Annotated in this window: 12 protein-coding genes; 2 read left to right on the plus strand and 10 right to left on the minus strand. The window is 37.0% G+C overall.

Annotation, left to right across the window (positions count from 1 at the left end; translation table 11 throughout):
* The first annotated feature begins 261 nt into the window (after positions 1-261).
* Positions 262-1,212, plus strand: a complete 951-nt coding sequence (gene gshB / locus OLW01_RS07255; RefSeq protein WP_268073104.1) for a glutathione synthase — start codon at positions 262-264, stop codon at positions 1,210-1,212.
* A gap of 423 nt (positions 1,213-1,635) precedes the next feature.
* Here the strand turns inward: gshB and OLW01_RS07260 are convergent, their stop codons facing one another.
* The 3 genes from OLW01_RS07260 to OLW01_RS07270 form a co-directional block, all read right to left on the minus strand.
* On the minus strand, positions 1,636-1,851 hold the full coding sequence (locus OLW01_RS07260) for a hypothetical protein (RefSeq protein ID WP_268073105.1): 216 nt from the start codon (positions 1,849-1,851) through the stop codon (positions 1,636-1,638).
* 255 nt (positions 1,852-2,106) lie between these two features.
* Positions 2,107-2,766 carry a hypothetical protein gene (locus OLW01_RS07265; RefSeq protein ID WP_268073106.1) on the minus strand — a complete coding sequence of 220 codons (660 nt, stop codon included), beginning with the start codon at positions 2,764-2,766 and terminating at the stop codon, positions 2,107-2,109.
* A gap of 289 nt (positions 2,767-3,055) precedes the next feature.
* Positions 3,056-4,129: an aldose epimerase family protein gene (locus OLW01_RS07270; RefSeq protein ID WP_268073107.1), complete on the minus strand. Its 1,074-nt coding sequence runs from the start codon at positions 4,127-4,129 to the stop codon at positions 3,056-3,058.
* Positions 4,130-4,516: 387 nt separating this feature from the next.
* On the opposite strand from OLW01_RS07270, the gene OLW01_RS07275 reads away from it, so the two are divergent.
* Positions 4,517-6,343, plus strand: coding sequence for a M61 family metallopeptidase (locus OLW01_RS07275; protein WP_268073108.1), 1,827 nt, complete (start codon positions 4,517-4,519; stop codon positions 6,341-6,343).
* A gap of 252 nt (positions 6,344-6,595) precedes the next feature.
* On the opposite strand, the gene OLW01_RS07280 is transcribed toward OLW01_RS07275, so the two are convergent.
* The 7 genes from OLW01_RS07280 to OLW01_RS07310 form a co-directional block, all read right to left on the minus strand.
* Positions 6,596-7,489: a M23 family metallopeptidase gene (locus OLW01_RS07280; protein WP_268073109.1), complete on the minus strand. Its 894-nt coding sequence runs from the start codon at positions 7,487-7,489 to the stop codon at positions 6,596-6,598.
* On the minus strand, positions 7,467-8,345 hold the full coding sequence (locus OLW01_RS07285) for a 6-carboxytetrahydropterin synthase (RefSeq protein WP_268073110.1): 879 nt from the start codon (positions 8,343-8,345) through the stop codon (positions 7,467-7,469). Before OLW01_RS07285 ends, OLW01_RS07280 begins: the two co-directional genes overlap by 23 nt.
* A 218-nt stretch (positions 8,346-8,563) precedes the next feature.
* Positions 8,564-9,931 carry a class II 3-deoxy-7-phosphoheptulonate synthase gene (locus OLW01_RS07290; RefSeq protein WP_268073111.1) on the minus strand — a complete coding sequence of 456 codons (1,368 nt, stop codon included), beginning with the start codon at positions 9,929-9,931 and terminating at the stop codon, positions 8,564-8,566.
* A 97-nt stretch (positions 9,932-10,028) separates the two neighbouring features.
* Positions 10,029-10,514: a low molecular weight protein-tyrosine-phosphatase gene (locus OLW01_RS07295; protein WP_268073112.1), complete on the minus strand. Its 486-nt coding sequence runs from the start codon at positions 10,512-10,514 to the stop codon at positions 10,029-10,031.
* Positions 10,515-10,570: 56 nt separating this feature from the next.
* Complete coding sequence (gene nagZ / locus OLW01_RS07300) at positions 10,571-11,590, minus strand: beta-N-acetylhexosaminidase (protein WP_268073113.1); 1,020 nt, start codon at positions 11,588-11,590, stop codon at positions 10,571-10,573.
* A gap of 145 nt (positions 11,591-11,735) precedes the next feature.
* Positions 11,736-14,024: an acyl-CoA dehydrogenase gene (locus OLW01_RS07305; protein WP_268073114.1), complete on the minus strand. Its 2,289-nt coding sequence runs from the start codon at positions 14,022-14,024 to the stop codon at positions 11,736-11,738.
* Positions 14,025-14,131: 107 nt separating this feature from the next.
* On the minus strand, positions 14,132-14,767 hold the full coding sequence (locus tag OLW01_RS07310; RefSeq protein ID WP_268073115.1) for a TetR/AcrR family transcriptional regulator: 636 nt from the start codon (positions 14,765-14,767) through the stop codon (positions 14,132-14,134).
* Positions 14,768-15,114 lie beyond the last annotated feature (347 nt).

Consider the following 15,114-nt stretch of genomic DNA (forward strand, 5'->3'; position numbering starts at 1 on the left):
ATTAGGATGTTATCAGCCTACACGCAGGAAACAAGCATTGATTAAAACTTAAGCGGCGTATAACTTATTTATTTTAATTGTAATATGGCGCCACCTTAGTTTGTATATGTAATTTTACATCAATATTGCGTGTTGGGATTAATTAATAATAAATTATAAAAACGTATAAAGATAAAACCAACTAGCACTTGATTTAGGTAATTATGAAACAATATATAGATAAATATATTGAAACTCGATTCACAAAACAAAGAGCCTTCTATGACAATTAAACTTGGGATCGTGATGGATCCTATCAGTCAAATTACCATCAAAAAAGATTCCAGCTTTGCGATGCTACTTCAAGCGCAAGCACGCGGTTATGAAATTTATTATATGGAAATGGCCGACCTTTATTTAGAAGATGGTCAAAGCTATGCAAATATGCGCCGCTTAAGCGTGCAGGAAGACCCAGATAACTGGTACCAATTGGGTGAAACAAGCGATCAACCACTCAGTGCGCTAGACTGCATTTTAATGCGCAAAGATCCCCCATTTGATACAGAATACATATACGCGACTTATTTATTAGAACGAGCCGAAGATGCCGGCTGTTTAATTGTAAATAAACCACAAAGTTTGCGCGACGCGAACGAAAAACTCTATACTGCGTGGTTTTCCGATTACACGCCAACCACATTAGTTACCCGCAGCGCTAAAAAGTTGAAGGCTTTTTACCAAACTCATCAAGACGTTATTTTAAAACCTCTGGATGGCATGGGTGGCGCATCTATTTTTAGATTAAAACCGAATGACCCAAATGTTGGGGTTATTATAGAAACCTTAACTGAACATCAAAGCCGATATGCAATGGCGCAAACTTATTTACCAGAAATTAAAGACGGCGATAAACGTATTTTATTAATTGACGGTGAACCAATAGAATACTGCTTAGCTCGGATTCCGGCAGAAGGCGAAACGCGTGGTAATTTAGCAGCCGGAGGACGAGGTGTTGCTAGACCTTTATCTGATTCAGATAAAAAAATTGCTGCGCATGTTGGCCCAACTTTAAAGAAAAAAGGCTTAATATTTGTTGGCTTAGATGTGATTGGCGATAAAATTACTGAAATCAATGTGACCAGCCCAACCTGTATTCGCGAAATAGAAGCAGCCTACCCTGTTAGCATTACCGGTAAATTATTTGATGCAATAGAAGCTAGGTTGGGTAAATAACCTAACCTAAATTGAATAAGTATTAACTTTTGTCAGATTTGATTTATAGGATTAACTCAAATCTGACAGTCTCACATTACCATTTTCGGAAACTGGCTTATTAAACTTGAATGCCAGCTGGCTGGTGATAAGCAGACGTTTTTACACCTCAAATTTTCGTTCTATTGTAGATTGGCACGAGCGGAGAGACTCCCTACATATTTGTATATTAATAAAAATGTTGGGATTCGCTCCGCTCGTTCCAACCTACCGCGCTGTGTATACAAAGCAAAAAATCACTAACTGTTTTTATAAACTTTTATAGATGGCTGGCTTTTAAAGCTTAAGAATTATTGGATTATTTTGCGCAACACAATAAAAGCTATAAAAACCTAAGCAATTAAAAAATGAGCATAACGCTGTCATTGCTTTCGCACTATCGTCTTATTTTTTTATGGGTACGTCTTCAAGTAGCTTTATGATCGACTGATTATTATTTAGCTTAGCCAGATCAATGAGGTAACTTTTTTGTAAATCTTGTATGGGTTGTTCGTCTAGTAAGTCTCTTAGTAATTGCTCTTCACCATTAGCAATGGCGGTTTTTAATGCAGCAAAATCAGCTATACCCTGTTGCTTATTTTCAGTTTTATCTGTACTCATTTATTTAGCTCCTGAAATTGATTCTAAAATTATATGCCTATTAACAGTAACAATATGACCCAATAAGTAAAAATAAAAGACATAAAAAAATAAATTAACACAATAAGTAAAAGACAGGCACACCTAAAAACCAGTCAGCAGCTAACTGATACAAGATATCCGACACATCCGTTAAATGATTACCAAGTTTAAAAATTTCATCAAAAAAACAACGAGCCCAAAAAAAAATCACTAACTGACTGTTTTTAATATCTTTTATAGATGGCTGTCATTGATTCTAGTTTTTTCCAACATAGCCCCGAAATTATTCCACTTTTCGAGTATAACATTATGTAATGAGTTAGATACTGCATCAATAGATTGCCCAACCAAAGCTGAAGCTGAGTTAAACCCTTGCACACTTGAATTAACCTCTATTTGCATTGAACCTTGCCCGAATACATGAGAAACACCATCTACTGGATTCGTATACCCTTTAAATAAACCACGAAAAAAGCCACTTGAGCCGGAGTTGGTTTCTAGAACATTAAGATGGGATACAGCAAGAACAGTTAGCTCCTGTAATAAAGATAATGTCGAATTAAGTTCATTAATTATGTTTGATTTGATAAATCCAGAGAAAAAATATCTTGCTAAATATGATTGAGCTTCTAACTCTGAATAATTATGCTCAGCTAAAAGAATTAATGCGTTACTTTTTAATTTATCCTCAACTTTATAAATAACTTCATGTAAGTCCCTTTGAATTTTAGCTATATCTAAAGAGATGAAACCCTTCATAGATTCTTTTCGATCTCCATTAGGGTTACTTATAAGAGAATGAATGTCAGATAAAAACATAGAATTGAAATTTGCAATCAGAACACTAATATCGTCCTTGAATTTATCTGCATCCCAATCTGAAATATAATTCATAAGCTGAACCTCTCCTTGTAGTCCTAACAACTTAATCATTAGAAGAGCGGATAGAACTTTTTAACATTGAGTCTATAAACGCCATTCCCATTAGTTTTAAATTAATTATTTCATAAACTTAAGCCTTGGTTGACTAAAATTCAACAATAATTATTAGGACAGAAACCAAGACGAGCCAATTTAGGCTCGTTATGTAAACTCATTATTAAACTCGATTGTTGGGGTTCGCTGCGCTCGACCCAACCTAGTATCTCTCAGTATTATAGTCAATACGCGTTAATTTAACTGATTAAAGCGCGTCAAATTCAAATACCATCTTACTATTATAAGTTTCGTCGGGTTTTAATAAAGTTGATTTAAATTTAGCTTGATTAGGTGAATCAGGTACATGTTGTGGCTCAATACAAAAGCCAGAACGCGAACCAAACGCTCGGCCTTTACCTTTTAAGTTTTCGTCTAAAAAATTACCGGTATAAAATTGAAAACCAGGTTCTGTCGTTTGTATTTTTAATCGTCGGCCACTTTCCCGCTCGATAATTTCAGCCGCTAACGTTAGCTGCTCTGCATCATTATCTAACACAAAATTATGGTCATAACCTGAGCCAATTTCAATTTGAGCATTTTGGCTATCTATATCTTGGCCAATCTTTTTAAATTGTAAAAAATCAAAGGCTGTACCTTCAACGGGTAAATACTCACCTGTAGGAATACTATTTTGATTAAGCTCAGTAATAAATTTAGCAGGGCTTTTTAGCTCGTGGTTTAACACTTGAGTATGGTTTGCTAAATTTAAATTAAAATAGCTGTGGTTAGTTAAATTAATGACGGTGGTTTGATCTGTGGTCGCTGTGTATTCAATGCTAAGTTTATTGTTATTATCTAACTGATACGTGGTGCGCACCGTTAAATTACCCGGGTATCCTTGATCGCCATCTTCGCTTAGTAAATCAAAATGAACGCCTACCGCGGAGGGTGTTTCAAACGTGCTTGCTTGCCATACTTTTTTATCAAACCCTTCCAAACCACCATGTAGTTGGTTTGTACCGTTGTTTTGCGCAAATGTGTAGAGTTTGCCATCAATTTTACATTGTCCATTGGCAATACGATTACCAAAACGTCCAATCGTTGCGCCAAAATAAGCTGGGTTCGTTAGGTATTCTTCAAAATGGTCAAAACCTAATACAATATCGGCAAACTGCCCTTGGCTATCTGGTGTCATCAAATTTACCAAAATTGCACCAAAGTTTGTAATGCTGGCTTGTGCCCCTTTCGCATTTGTTAACGTAAATAACTGAACATTTTTACCCGCTGGCGTGATACCGTATTCACTGGTTTCAATTGATAATTTTGAATTGACTGACATATAGGTTCTCTAAATTATTTTAAGCTATTAATTAAAAACGAATTAAAAATAACTAAGTCTAACATGCTCTTGCAGGTGAATTCAGTTAAATTTAACACTAAGATAAGTTTATCATTTTTTATTTATACTGAATTACTATGTCGTCGTTTTCATCAAAAGAAACGGGTAATTCGTTAGTAGCCAAATTAACCAGCCGCACATTCATCAACAGAGTATTGCGTTAAACCTTAAACATTTAAATCTTGCATTGTAAACCGCCCAAATTAATGAGGTTAATTTGCAAAACACAAAATAAAAATTTAGCCTAACTGAAAGCTAACAAGCTTAAGGAAATAAATAGTAAAATATTTATAATGTTAACTAACCTAGATAATTAGAATTTAAATAATGAGCATTCAATACAGCGTTAATTTTGATGAAGCAAATAAGCATATTTTTAATGTTAAAATAGCTATCCCCAAACACGAACATTCAGTTTTGCATTTATCCTTGCCGGCTTGGATTCCTGGCTCATACATGATCCGTGACTTTTCTAAAAATATTATTAATTTAAGTGCAACTAAAGACTGTGAAAAATTAGCGATAAACCTTATTGATAAACAAAATTGGTCGATTCATTCTGGCGGTGAAGCATTCACGGTTGAATATCAGGTTTATGCTTTTGATAGTTCAGTAAGAACCGCTTATTTAGATCAAAGCCGAGCCTTTTTTAACGGTACTAGCTTATTTATTTCAGTGAATGAATTTCAAGATCAAAAACATAAAGTTGAATTAATAGCACCTGAGTTTACTGATAATTGGAAAGTGGCGACTGGCTTACAAAGAGCAGCAGAAACCTCGGTTTATCATTTTGGTCATTATTACAGTGATGATTACGCTCAGTTAATTGATTGCCCTGTCGAAATTGGTGATTTTACCCATCTTGAATTTGAAGTTTCAGGCACACCACATTATTTAATTTTAAACGGTAAACACTACGCTGATACTGCGCGCCTCGTAAAAGACGTTACCAAGCTTTGTCAGCACCATATCGATTTATTTGAAAAAGAAACCGGTGGTAAACCGCCTTTCAAAGAATACTGGTTTTTAACAAACATTCTGCCAAGTGGTTTTGGTGGATTAGAGCATAAAAACTCTACTGCTTTGTTATGTTCAACGTTTGATTTTCCAAACGTGAACAAGCCAGATGAATTATCAGATGGCTATAGAACCTTTTTAAGCTTAGTTTCACATGAATTTTTTCATAATTGGAACGTATGCAGAATCAAGCCTGAAGAATTTATTCCCTATAGTTTAAGCAGCGAAAGTTACACTAAGCAATTATGGGCGTTTGAAGGGATTACGTCTTATTATGATGATTTTAGTTTATTCAGAACTGGGATTATTTCGTTTGAAGATTATTTAAAACTTAAAAGCAAAACCATTAGCCGTGTTAACCGAGGTCAAGGTCAGTTAAAACAAAACTTAATTGAATCTAGTTTTTACACATGGACTAAGTTTTATCAGCAAGGCGCTGATGCGGCTAACAATATTGTCAGTTACTATACTAAAGGCTCGTTAATCGCCTTGTGGCTTGATTTAACCATTCGTAAAGCGACGAACGCGACTAAATCGCTAGACGATGTTATGCGTGCTTTATGGGCTGAATTTGTTAATAAAGGGGCGGATTACAAAGGGACGCAATTAGATACTATTATTAATATTGTAGATAGTCTTATTTTTTCAGATACAACAGCTTCAGGTAACAATTCGACAAGCATCCAAGACGAGTTTTATCAGTTATTAAATGATAAATCCCCTATTCCATTAACTGAATTATTAGCTGATTTTGGGGTTGAATTAAAACAAGTACCCTCTAAAGCAGCATCATTGCTAGAAGTTTCATCTAATGAACATAGCCCTTATCTGGGGTTTATGTTTAAAGAATCAAAATTAGGCGTAGATATAATGCAAGTGCTGGAAGATTCGCCTGCAGAAAAAGCAGGTATTAGCGTTCAAGATAATATTATTGCCATTGATAATATTGTGGTGAACAAAGCTAATTTTGAAAACGTCGTTAATAATCTCGCATTAAATCAAGAATACACAGTTTCTTATATTAGAAATGGTGAACTATTTAACTCCATTATTCAATTAAGTGATGCAATTAACGAACTTAGCCAATTAACTGTTGTTAATGCAGAAAAAGCGAAAAACTGGCAAGAGATAGTTTAACTACATACAGCCTTATACCATTAAGGCTGTTGTTCTTAATAATTGTCAGTTAAAAAAGTGAGCATGTTCGCCCAGCTCAAATGCCTGACGGATTAAAGCTAAAGTTTTTAATCCGGCAGGATTTCATCCAAAGCAATTACGGTTAGCAGCTGAGAGTTGAATCAGCCAAAGACAACATAATTTAAGATAAATTAGATATGAACAAGCTTAGTATTTAACTGCTTATATCAACTTAAAATACCTGTTGCTGATTTACTGATTACCACCCGCTTTTACCCAAAATTGAGGATCGAGTCGGATTTGATACCAATTGATTCGCCAATCTAAATGAGGACCGGTAGCGCGTCCACTTTGACCTATTTCGCCAATCAGATCACCCTGACTCACTGTATCGCCTTTTTTGACATGTAATTTAGATAAATGAATAAAGGTAGATGAAAGCCCATACCCATGGTCTAAAATAAGCGTACCACCAGAATAAAACATATCTTTGTGAGCAACGGTAATTTCACCATCCGCCGGTGCTACTACTTGTGTACCCGTTGGCGCAGCCACATCTAAGCCAAAATGAGGTCGCTTGGGGACACCATTAAAAATGCGTCGACTACCATAAACTCCAGATATACGCCCTTTGGCTGGCCAGATAAAGTTTTGTAAAAAAGCGGTTTTGTTAGATTCTTGGTTACGCGCAAGCCAAATTTCGCCGTTTTCTTTACTAATTCGATCTAAAACGGATTGAGGCGGGTTGACTGTTTTGCTTGGCACACCGTTTACTTTATCTTCTTTGTAACTGCGTTTAGTTAATTTAAGAGGATAATTGATTTGCTGGTTATTAGACAAAGTAAAAGTGACTGTTTGTTTTAAATCGGCGTCACGACCAAAACCAAATACAAAATCTCCGTTTTCGGTACATAAACCTTGTTGTGTGGTTTGGCTATCAACTACTTTATATGACTGGCAATTTGCTAAACGACCTTTTACAAAGCCGCCTTGCTGTAGCGCTTGAGCGCTAACTTTAACCTGTGCTGATGTAGGTTGTGCGTTGGCCATTGAGGCTAGTAACAGCCCCAAAATGCCTGTAAATAAAACTGATGTAAACTGAGTTAAATCGCTTAATCTTCGATTAATTATTTTGCGCAATTGCACCTTTAGAAACCCCTTCATACGCCATCACTTTAAATTGACTGTTAGGCGCTCGTTGTTGCATGACTTCAAGCATAAATTCAGCTAAACACTCAACCGTTGTGTCTCGGTCAATCAAATCAACTAAACTCGTTGGGCAAACTAATTTATATTCACCTTGGCTGGCTGAATATTCAAAACCGACATATTGATCACTGTTTAAATGATGCTGATGACAAAACTCGGTTAATAATTCAACCGAAACATCTTCTTCACTACCGATATAAATATCTTGCCAGCGTTTTTCCCAATAACTTTGCCATGCCTCACTCACTTGACCATTTTCATAAACCGTTACTTTTGAGCGGTGGCCATGAACAATTCGCTGACAATTACCATCGTGCTTTTTCAAGCCATGACTGTAGTGATAATACGCTTGATTAATTTGTTCTGGTCTAAGTGTAATTTCAATATCTTTTACGTTTTCTGGCATATGGCGCATAATGGTAGCGCGAATAAGTGGTAGTACTTCGTCAATATTAACTTTATCGGCCTGTAAAAAACAGTAAGCTGAAGGCGGCGCCGACATAAAAATATACTCAAGCGCGTCGGTTTTATACAAAATATTTAAGTTATCTTGCTGCATGATTTTGCTTACCAACGCAGATGAGTCTTCGCCTATATGTAGTTTGTGATCAAACTCTTGGTCAATAATGCGCTTAATTTGGCTTTTGACTACCCCAAAATCCAACACCATGTTTTGATCGTTTAACTGGCCAATTAAAGCAACATCTACTATCCAACTTTCACCCACGATGCCTCGTTTGGTATCAAGATAAGAAAAGTCAATTATGGTTAAGTCGTTTACGAATAAATGCATCGAGTTGGTTTGCCTAGCTAAAAGTAATTAAGCCCAATATTATACTGGCTTAATTAATTAAAAACAGTTTAAGCAGTAAAAGATCTAAAATTAGCTGAATTTTGCAATAACATTGCTGATTAAATAATCAAAATCAATTAAGGCTTTAGTTGAAAATGTGGGTTGATAATGCAGTTGCGCTTATCTATCAAGAATAAGCGCAACTTTTTAAACTTAAATTAGCTGGTCGCTAAATAATCAGCTCGAGCTGTTTTTAAAGTATCACAAATTCTAAATGCCATTTCCAATACCTGAGTTTGATTTAAGCGTGGATCACATTGCGTTTGATAACACTGAGCTAAATCTGTTTCAGAAATTTGATAAGCGCCACCTGTACATTCAGTTACATTAAGGCCGGTCATTTCTAAATGAATCCCACCGGCGTAACTATTTTCACTGCGATGTACGGCAAAAAACTGTTCGATCTCTGACAAAATACTATCAAAGTTACGCGTTTTATAACCGTTAGCCGCTTTAATGGTATTTCCATGCATGGGGTCGCTAATCCAAACAACGTGGCGACCTTCTTGTTTCACTTTTTTCACTAATGCCGGTAAGTTGGCTGCTAATTTATCTGCGCCCATTCGCGTAATTAACGTTAAACGACCTGGTATGTTGTTGGGGTTTAGCGCATCAATCAGCTGAATTAATTCGTCTGGTTTCATGCTCGGCCCAACTTTAACCCCAATGGGGTTATTAATCCCACGGAAAAACTCAATGTGTGCGTGATCTAATTGACGAGTTCTTTCACCAATCCAAACCATGTGGGCAGAGCAGTCGTACCATAACCCGGTTAAAGTATCACGACGAGTCAGTGCTTCTTCATAATTTAGCAGTAAAGCTTCGTGCGAGGTGTACAAGTCAGTTTCTTTAATTTTTGGTGTGTTATCGGGGTTTATGCCAATCACTTCCATAAATTCAAGTGCTTGTTGAATTTGCAACGCAACATCATGGTATTTTTCACTAATAGGTGAATTACCAATAAAGTCCATATTCCAACGATTAACTTGGTGTAAGTCAGCCAAACCACCTTGCGCAAACGCTCTTAATAAATTAAGGGTTGCCGATGAATGATGATAAGCCGTTAATAAATGTTCAGGGTTAGGCACACGTGAGCTTTCGGTAAAATCAAAACCATTTACAATATCGCCACGATAGCTTGGCAACGCAATCCCATCTCGTGTTTCCATATCATCAGATCTTGGTTTGGCATATTGCCCGGCCATTCGTGCGACTTTTACAATCGGGCAACTCCCACTAAAGGTTAACACCACTGCCATTTGTAATAAGGTTTTAAAAGTATCGCGAATTTTAGGTGCATTAAAATCGGTGAATGATTCGGCGCAATCACCCCCTTGTAATAAAAATGCTTTGCCTTGTGCAACATCACCTAATTGGTCAAATAAGGATCGAGTTTCAGCCGCAAAAACCAAAGGTGGATAAGTACTTAGTTGGCTTTCAACTTGTTTTAAATGAGCATGATCCGGATAGTTTGGCTGTTGCAAAATGGGAAAGTTTCGCCATGAACTCGGTGACCAATCTGACACGTTAGTAAATCCTATAAATTAATTGAATGAAAGTAAGTTAACCCTACCGCAAATTTGTGCAAAAACATACTGCTTTTAGCATCAATTTTACTGGATATTAACGGCTAAGTTGATTTAATAATCCTTTGGAGGCATCTTCAACTAAATCAAGTACATATTCAAAGCCTGCCGCACCACCATAATAAGGATCTGGAACCTCAGACTCGTCGGGATATTGCTCAGCGAAATCTAGAAATAGCTGAATTTTATGCTGGTGCTCACTAGGGCAAGCTGCAACCAACTCATCATAATTAGATTGATCCATCGCTAAAATTAAATCAAACTTTTTAAAATCTGCAGTGATCACGGGCCTGGCCGATAAGTTAGAAAAGTCGTATCCACGCTTTACCCCTGCGGCTTTTGCTCTTTTGTCTGGCGCTGCACCTTTGTGATAACCAGCCGTGCCTGCAGAGTCTATTTCAATTGACAAGCCAGCTTGTTGAGCTAGTTGGCGAAAAATAGCATGCGCGGTCGGCGAGCGGCAAATGTTGCCTAAACAAACGAATAAAATAGAGCGTGCGTTTAAATTTTGAGTATTTGCCATAATAGCAGCAGAGTCTCCATATTAGAGTTAGATATATTTTATAAAAATAAATTGGTTTATTCTGAAAGGCGCTGGGCCAATTTATTTGCTTGTTGCCAGCGAGCGGTTTGCTCTAACTGTAACTTATTGAGCGAATATTGACTCAGCAAAGCCTTAATTTTTTTGTCCGAACTTGGTTTGATAAAAGTTTGCAATGTCTGATATGCATCCAATATCTGCACTGCGCCACTTCGGTTATTACAGGCTAAAATCATATCACAGCCAGCACTTAAAGCCGCTTGCGCTTTACCCACATAATCACCCGCGATATTCGCAGCTTGCATGGATAAATCATCACTAAATATGACCCCATTAAAATCCAATTTTTCTTTTAAAATGTGTTGTAACCAATGCGGTGAAAAGCCTGCTGGTTTATCATCAACTTGTGAATAAATCACATGTGCAGGCATAATGGCATCTAAATCGTTTTGTGCGATGAGTGAGCTAAAAACTTGCATATCTTGCGAAAAAATAGTGTTTTTAGAACGTGAATCTATTGGCGCTGCAATATGTGAATCAGCTTTTACACTACCATGTCCTGGGAAGTGTTTGCCTGTTGCTTTCATACCGGCTTGTTTCATTCCACGAATAAACGCCCCAGCCAATTCGATGACTTTATCGGATTGGCTATGAAAAGCTCGATTCATAATAACTTCAGATATGCCATTTAAATCCAATACGGGGGCAAAACTTAAATCTATCCCGACTGATTGCATTTCACTCGCCATCAGCCACCCCATTTCAAGACAAAGCTGCGTTGTGCTAAGGCCCAATTTTGCTTTATGTAAATCGTGCATCGCAGGAATTGGACTAAACCCTTGACGAAATCTCTGAACTCGCCCCCCTTCCTGATCAACCGCAATTAAAATGGGTTGTCTGGCAAGCTTTTTTATTTGTTGGGTTAATTCGGTTAGTTGCTTCACATTGTCAAAATTACGGCTGAATAAAATTAATCCTCCAACCATAGGGTGTTGTAAAATTTCTTTTTCTTCTGCATCTATTTCATAGCCATGCAGATCAAGCATTAAAGCGCTCATACACTAGTACATTAAAATGAATAATTGATTGAAATGTAACATATCATAATAAGGCTTGAAATCATCAAAGCTGTGGATTTGAACAATAGTCATAAAAAAGCCGAGAATAATCTCGGCTTTCATCATTGTTTATCTCTAATTTGCTTTATTTAGACAACTGTTCAGCCGAAAAGCTATCTACTGCAATCGCCGATTGCCGTAATTTTTCAGCGTCTCTAATTTGCTTAGCCTCATCTTCGTTAATAATGTTGGCGGTAAGCGCTAACTCGATCGCTTCAACAAAAGGCACCCTGCGTGGAATCTTATTATTTTTTTGCGCTGCGCTAATTTTAAGCTCAATTGGTTGACATTTTTGCATTGCAATAAAAGCCGATTCCATTACACGTGTCGGATCATTTTCACCTTTACCTATGTAGCATAAGTGGGTAATTTTTTCCCGAGTTTCATTTTGTTTTAACAAGCTTCGGCATAAAGCGCGAGCTAAAATATCCGATGGTTGCTTATAATGGATACCAAATGGAAACACCACTCGTTTTATTACATGCGCTAACCATCTAGGTCTAAAGTTATTAAAGTAGCCATCAAACGCCACCCCAATTTTATAAAGTGCGGTTTGCATTGCGTAGTGCACAAATGGCAAATCAGATACTTGACGACCATCTGCTTCATATCGTTTAAGTACAGCAGATGCTAGATAAAGTTGGCTGAAAATATCACCTAAGCGGGCCGAAATCATCTCTTTTCGTTTCAGCGCCCCACCTAAAATAAGCATCGAAATATCAGACACTAAAGCTAAACCAGCACTCGCACGGTTTAACTGTTGATAATATTGTGCAGTTTCACCAGCCACCGGCGCTTTACTCAACTTACCTAAAGTTAAGCCATGAAATAAGGCATAACCAAAATTTCGTCCGGTATGAAGCATATGCTTCATTAATAAACCATCAAACGTATTTAACCCTTTTTGATAGTCAGGATCAGCTGCTGCTTGCATCTCTGCAAACACATATGGATGACAACGAGTAGCCCCTTGGCCAAAAATCATTAAATTACGGGTTAAAATATTAGCGCCTTCCACCGTAATAGCCACCGGCACACCCCAATACAAATGCGCTAAGTAATTTTTAGGCCCTAATTGAATACCTTTACCTGCATGAATATCCATTGCATCATTTATCATTTCACGACCCATTTCGGTTAAATGGTATTTAGAAATGGCTGTTACAACAGATGGACTAAAACCTGTATCTAACGCTGACGTCGTAAAACGTCGTGCGGCTTCTGTGGTATAAGCGGTGCCGCCCATTCTAGCTAACGATTCTTGTACGCCTTCAAATCGGCCTATCGACAAGCCAAATTGTTTACGGATATAACAGTAAGCTGAGGTCATTTTAGTGGTTAAATGACCAACTGCAGAACCTAATGCTGGAAGCGATATGCCGCGGCCTGCAGATAAACATTCAACCAACATTCTCCAACCTTTACCGGCATAATCTGGACCACCAATAATCCAGTCAATTGGAATAAATACATCTTTACCTGTGGTTGTGCCATTCATAAAAGCCAAACCCATCGGCATGTGACGATCGCCAATGTTAACGCCCGGATGATCAGTAGGAATAAGCGCACAAGTAATACCTAACGATTCTTCTTCACCAAGTAAATGCTCAGGGTCATATAATTTAAAAGCTAAACCTAATACGGTCGCCACTGGCGCTAATGTAATATATCGTTTGTCCCAAGTCAGTTTAATACCAAGTGTTTTTTCGCCATTAAATTCTTGCTCGCAAATAATCCCTTTATCCGGGATAGCACCTGCATCCGATCCGGCTTCAGGTCCGGTTAATGCAAAACAAGGAACATCTGTACCATTAGCTAAACCTGGTAACCATCTATCTTTTTGGTCTTGTGTACCATAATGCATTAATAACTCACCAGGACCCAAGCTATTTGGCACCATCACACAAACAGCCGTGCTGACACTGCGCGTTGCTATTTTTGTCACTATGGTTGAATTGGCTGTCGCTGAAAATTCTAACCCACCATATTTTTTGGGGATGATCATGGCAAAAAAACCTTCTTGCTTTAAGTATTGCCAAACCGATTCAGGTAAATCTTTGGTTTCGTGGACAATGCTAAAGTCATCCAGCATAGATAATAAAGTTTCTAGCTGATTATCAATAAAAGCTTGTTCATCGGCTGAAAGCTTCACGTCAGGATATTGATGCAACTTTTGCCAATCTGGTTTACCAGAAAAAATGTCACCGTCCCACCATACATCACCGGCTTCCATTGCTTGTTTTTCAGTTTCCGACATCGGAGGTAAAATACGCTTAAACATTTTAAACACGGGTTCAGTGATATACTTTTGTCGGATATCTTTAACCCCAAATAAAATGCCTATTGCGATAATTAGTAATATTAAAAACCACATAAATCGACCTCCAGCCTGTAAAAAATTAAGTTAAAATTGCCACTGCATTATGGTGTGTTTTTGTACTCAGCGATTATTAAATCACTCTTGCTTTACTCTGTTTATGGTTAACTTTGTAAACCCGCTGCTATGTAAGGAATCAATTTATTCACGATATATTCTGTCGATGCTTTTTCGCTAAAATCTGCCTCGGCTATTTCTGACAACGCTGAATCAGAAGTCATCATAAATACAAGAGAACCGAGTGAAAAATGCAAGCGCCAAAACAATTCACTTTTAGTTAAGTGCGGTAATGTTTTAGCAAACAATTCAATAATCTGATTGAGCTCTTGGCTATATTGTTCGCTAATATATCTTCGTAAATGGCCTTGCGTTTCAGAATAACCGCGGCCAATCATAACCATAAAATGACGCGCACTTTGATTATTAATTTTATTTAACGCCAATAACGGATTAACAAATGCATTCAATAATTGATCAACACTAGGCTGAGCATTATCCGAATCTTGATTATTGACCAATAATTGCAATTCAGAAAAAACGGTCGGCATAAATACTTCAAGGTAGCGAGCCATTACCGCTTGAATCAAAGATTTTTTAGAGCCAAAGTGGTAATTAACAGAGGCTAAATTAACATTCGCTTCACTCGTAATTTGGCGAAGCGATGTGTTATTAAAACCATACCGCGCAAATAATTGCTCTGCGGCATTTAAAATACGTGATTTTGTATCAAGTTTTTTCACGTCACCATTCCAAATTCAAACACTTGTTTAAAATTTACGTTTAAATCATAAGAATGTCAATTAACATTAAAACAAAATAATTATTACGGTAAGTGAACTTTTTGCAAGTCCAGTTGCCTATATAAAATGCTAGTGTAAATGTGCTTTGCCCTATTTGTTTGCAGTTGGGGCTTTTTTCAATCATTTTTAGTAAAATAATTTAGAATCTTCCCTCGATATAATATATCCTCGCGTACAGCTATTTAAACGAATAAACTTTACAACCATTTTTTTGCATATTTATCATCCAAATATAAATTATTGAGTTGCAAAAATTGAATTAAACGTTTATTAATTCATCAATTTAA

The sequence above is a fragment of the Catenovulum adriaticum genome, from assembly GCF_026725475.1.
GTDB lineage: Bacteria > Pseudomonadota > Gammaproteobacteria > Enterobacterales > Alteromonadaceae > Catenovulum > Catenovulum adriaticum.

What these genes read in the sequence shown, in the direction of transcription:
- OLW01_RS07295 (WP_268073112.1), bottom strand. Translation starts at nt 10,514, where the DNA reads ATGGCAAATACTCAAAATTTAAACGCACGCTCTATTTTATTCGTTTGT.
- gshB (WP_268073104.1), top strand. Translation starts at nt 262, where the DNA reads ATGACAATTAAACTTGGGATCGTGATGGATCCTATCAGTCAAATTACC.
- OLW01_RS07305 (WP_268073114.1), bottom strand. Translation starts at nt 14,024, where the DNA reads ATGTGGTTTTTAATATTACTAATTATCGCAATAGGCATTTTATTTGGG.
- nagZ (WP_268073113.1), bottom strand. Translation starts at nt 11,590, where the DNA reads ATGAGCGCTTTAATGCTTGATCTGCATGGCTATGAAATAGATGCAGAA.
- OLW01_RS07265 (WP_268073106.1), bottom strand. Translation starts at nt 2,766, where the DNA reads ATGAATTATATTTCAGATTGGGATGCAGATAAATTCAAGGACGATATT.
- OLW01_RS07285 (WP_268073110.1), bottom strand. Translation starts at nt 8,345, where the DNA reads ATGCATTTATTCGTAAACGACTTAACCATAATTGACTTTTCTTATCTT.
- OLW01_RS07260 (WP_268073105.1), bottom strand. Translation starts at nt 1,851, where the DNA reads ATGAGTACAGATAAAACTGAAAATAAGCAACAGGGTATAGCTGATTTT.
- OLW01_RS07275 (WP_268073108.1), top strand. Translation starts at nt 4,517, where the DNA reads ATGAGCATTCAATACAGCGTTAATTTTGATGAAGCAAATAAGCATATT.
- OLW01_RS07270 (WP_268073107.1), bottom strand. Translation starts at nt 4,129, where the DNA reads ATGTCAGTCAATTCAAAATTATCAATTGAAACCAGTGAATACGGTATC.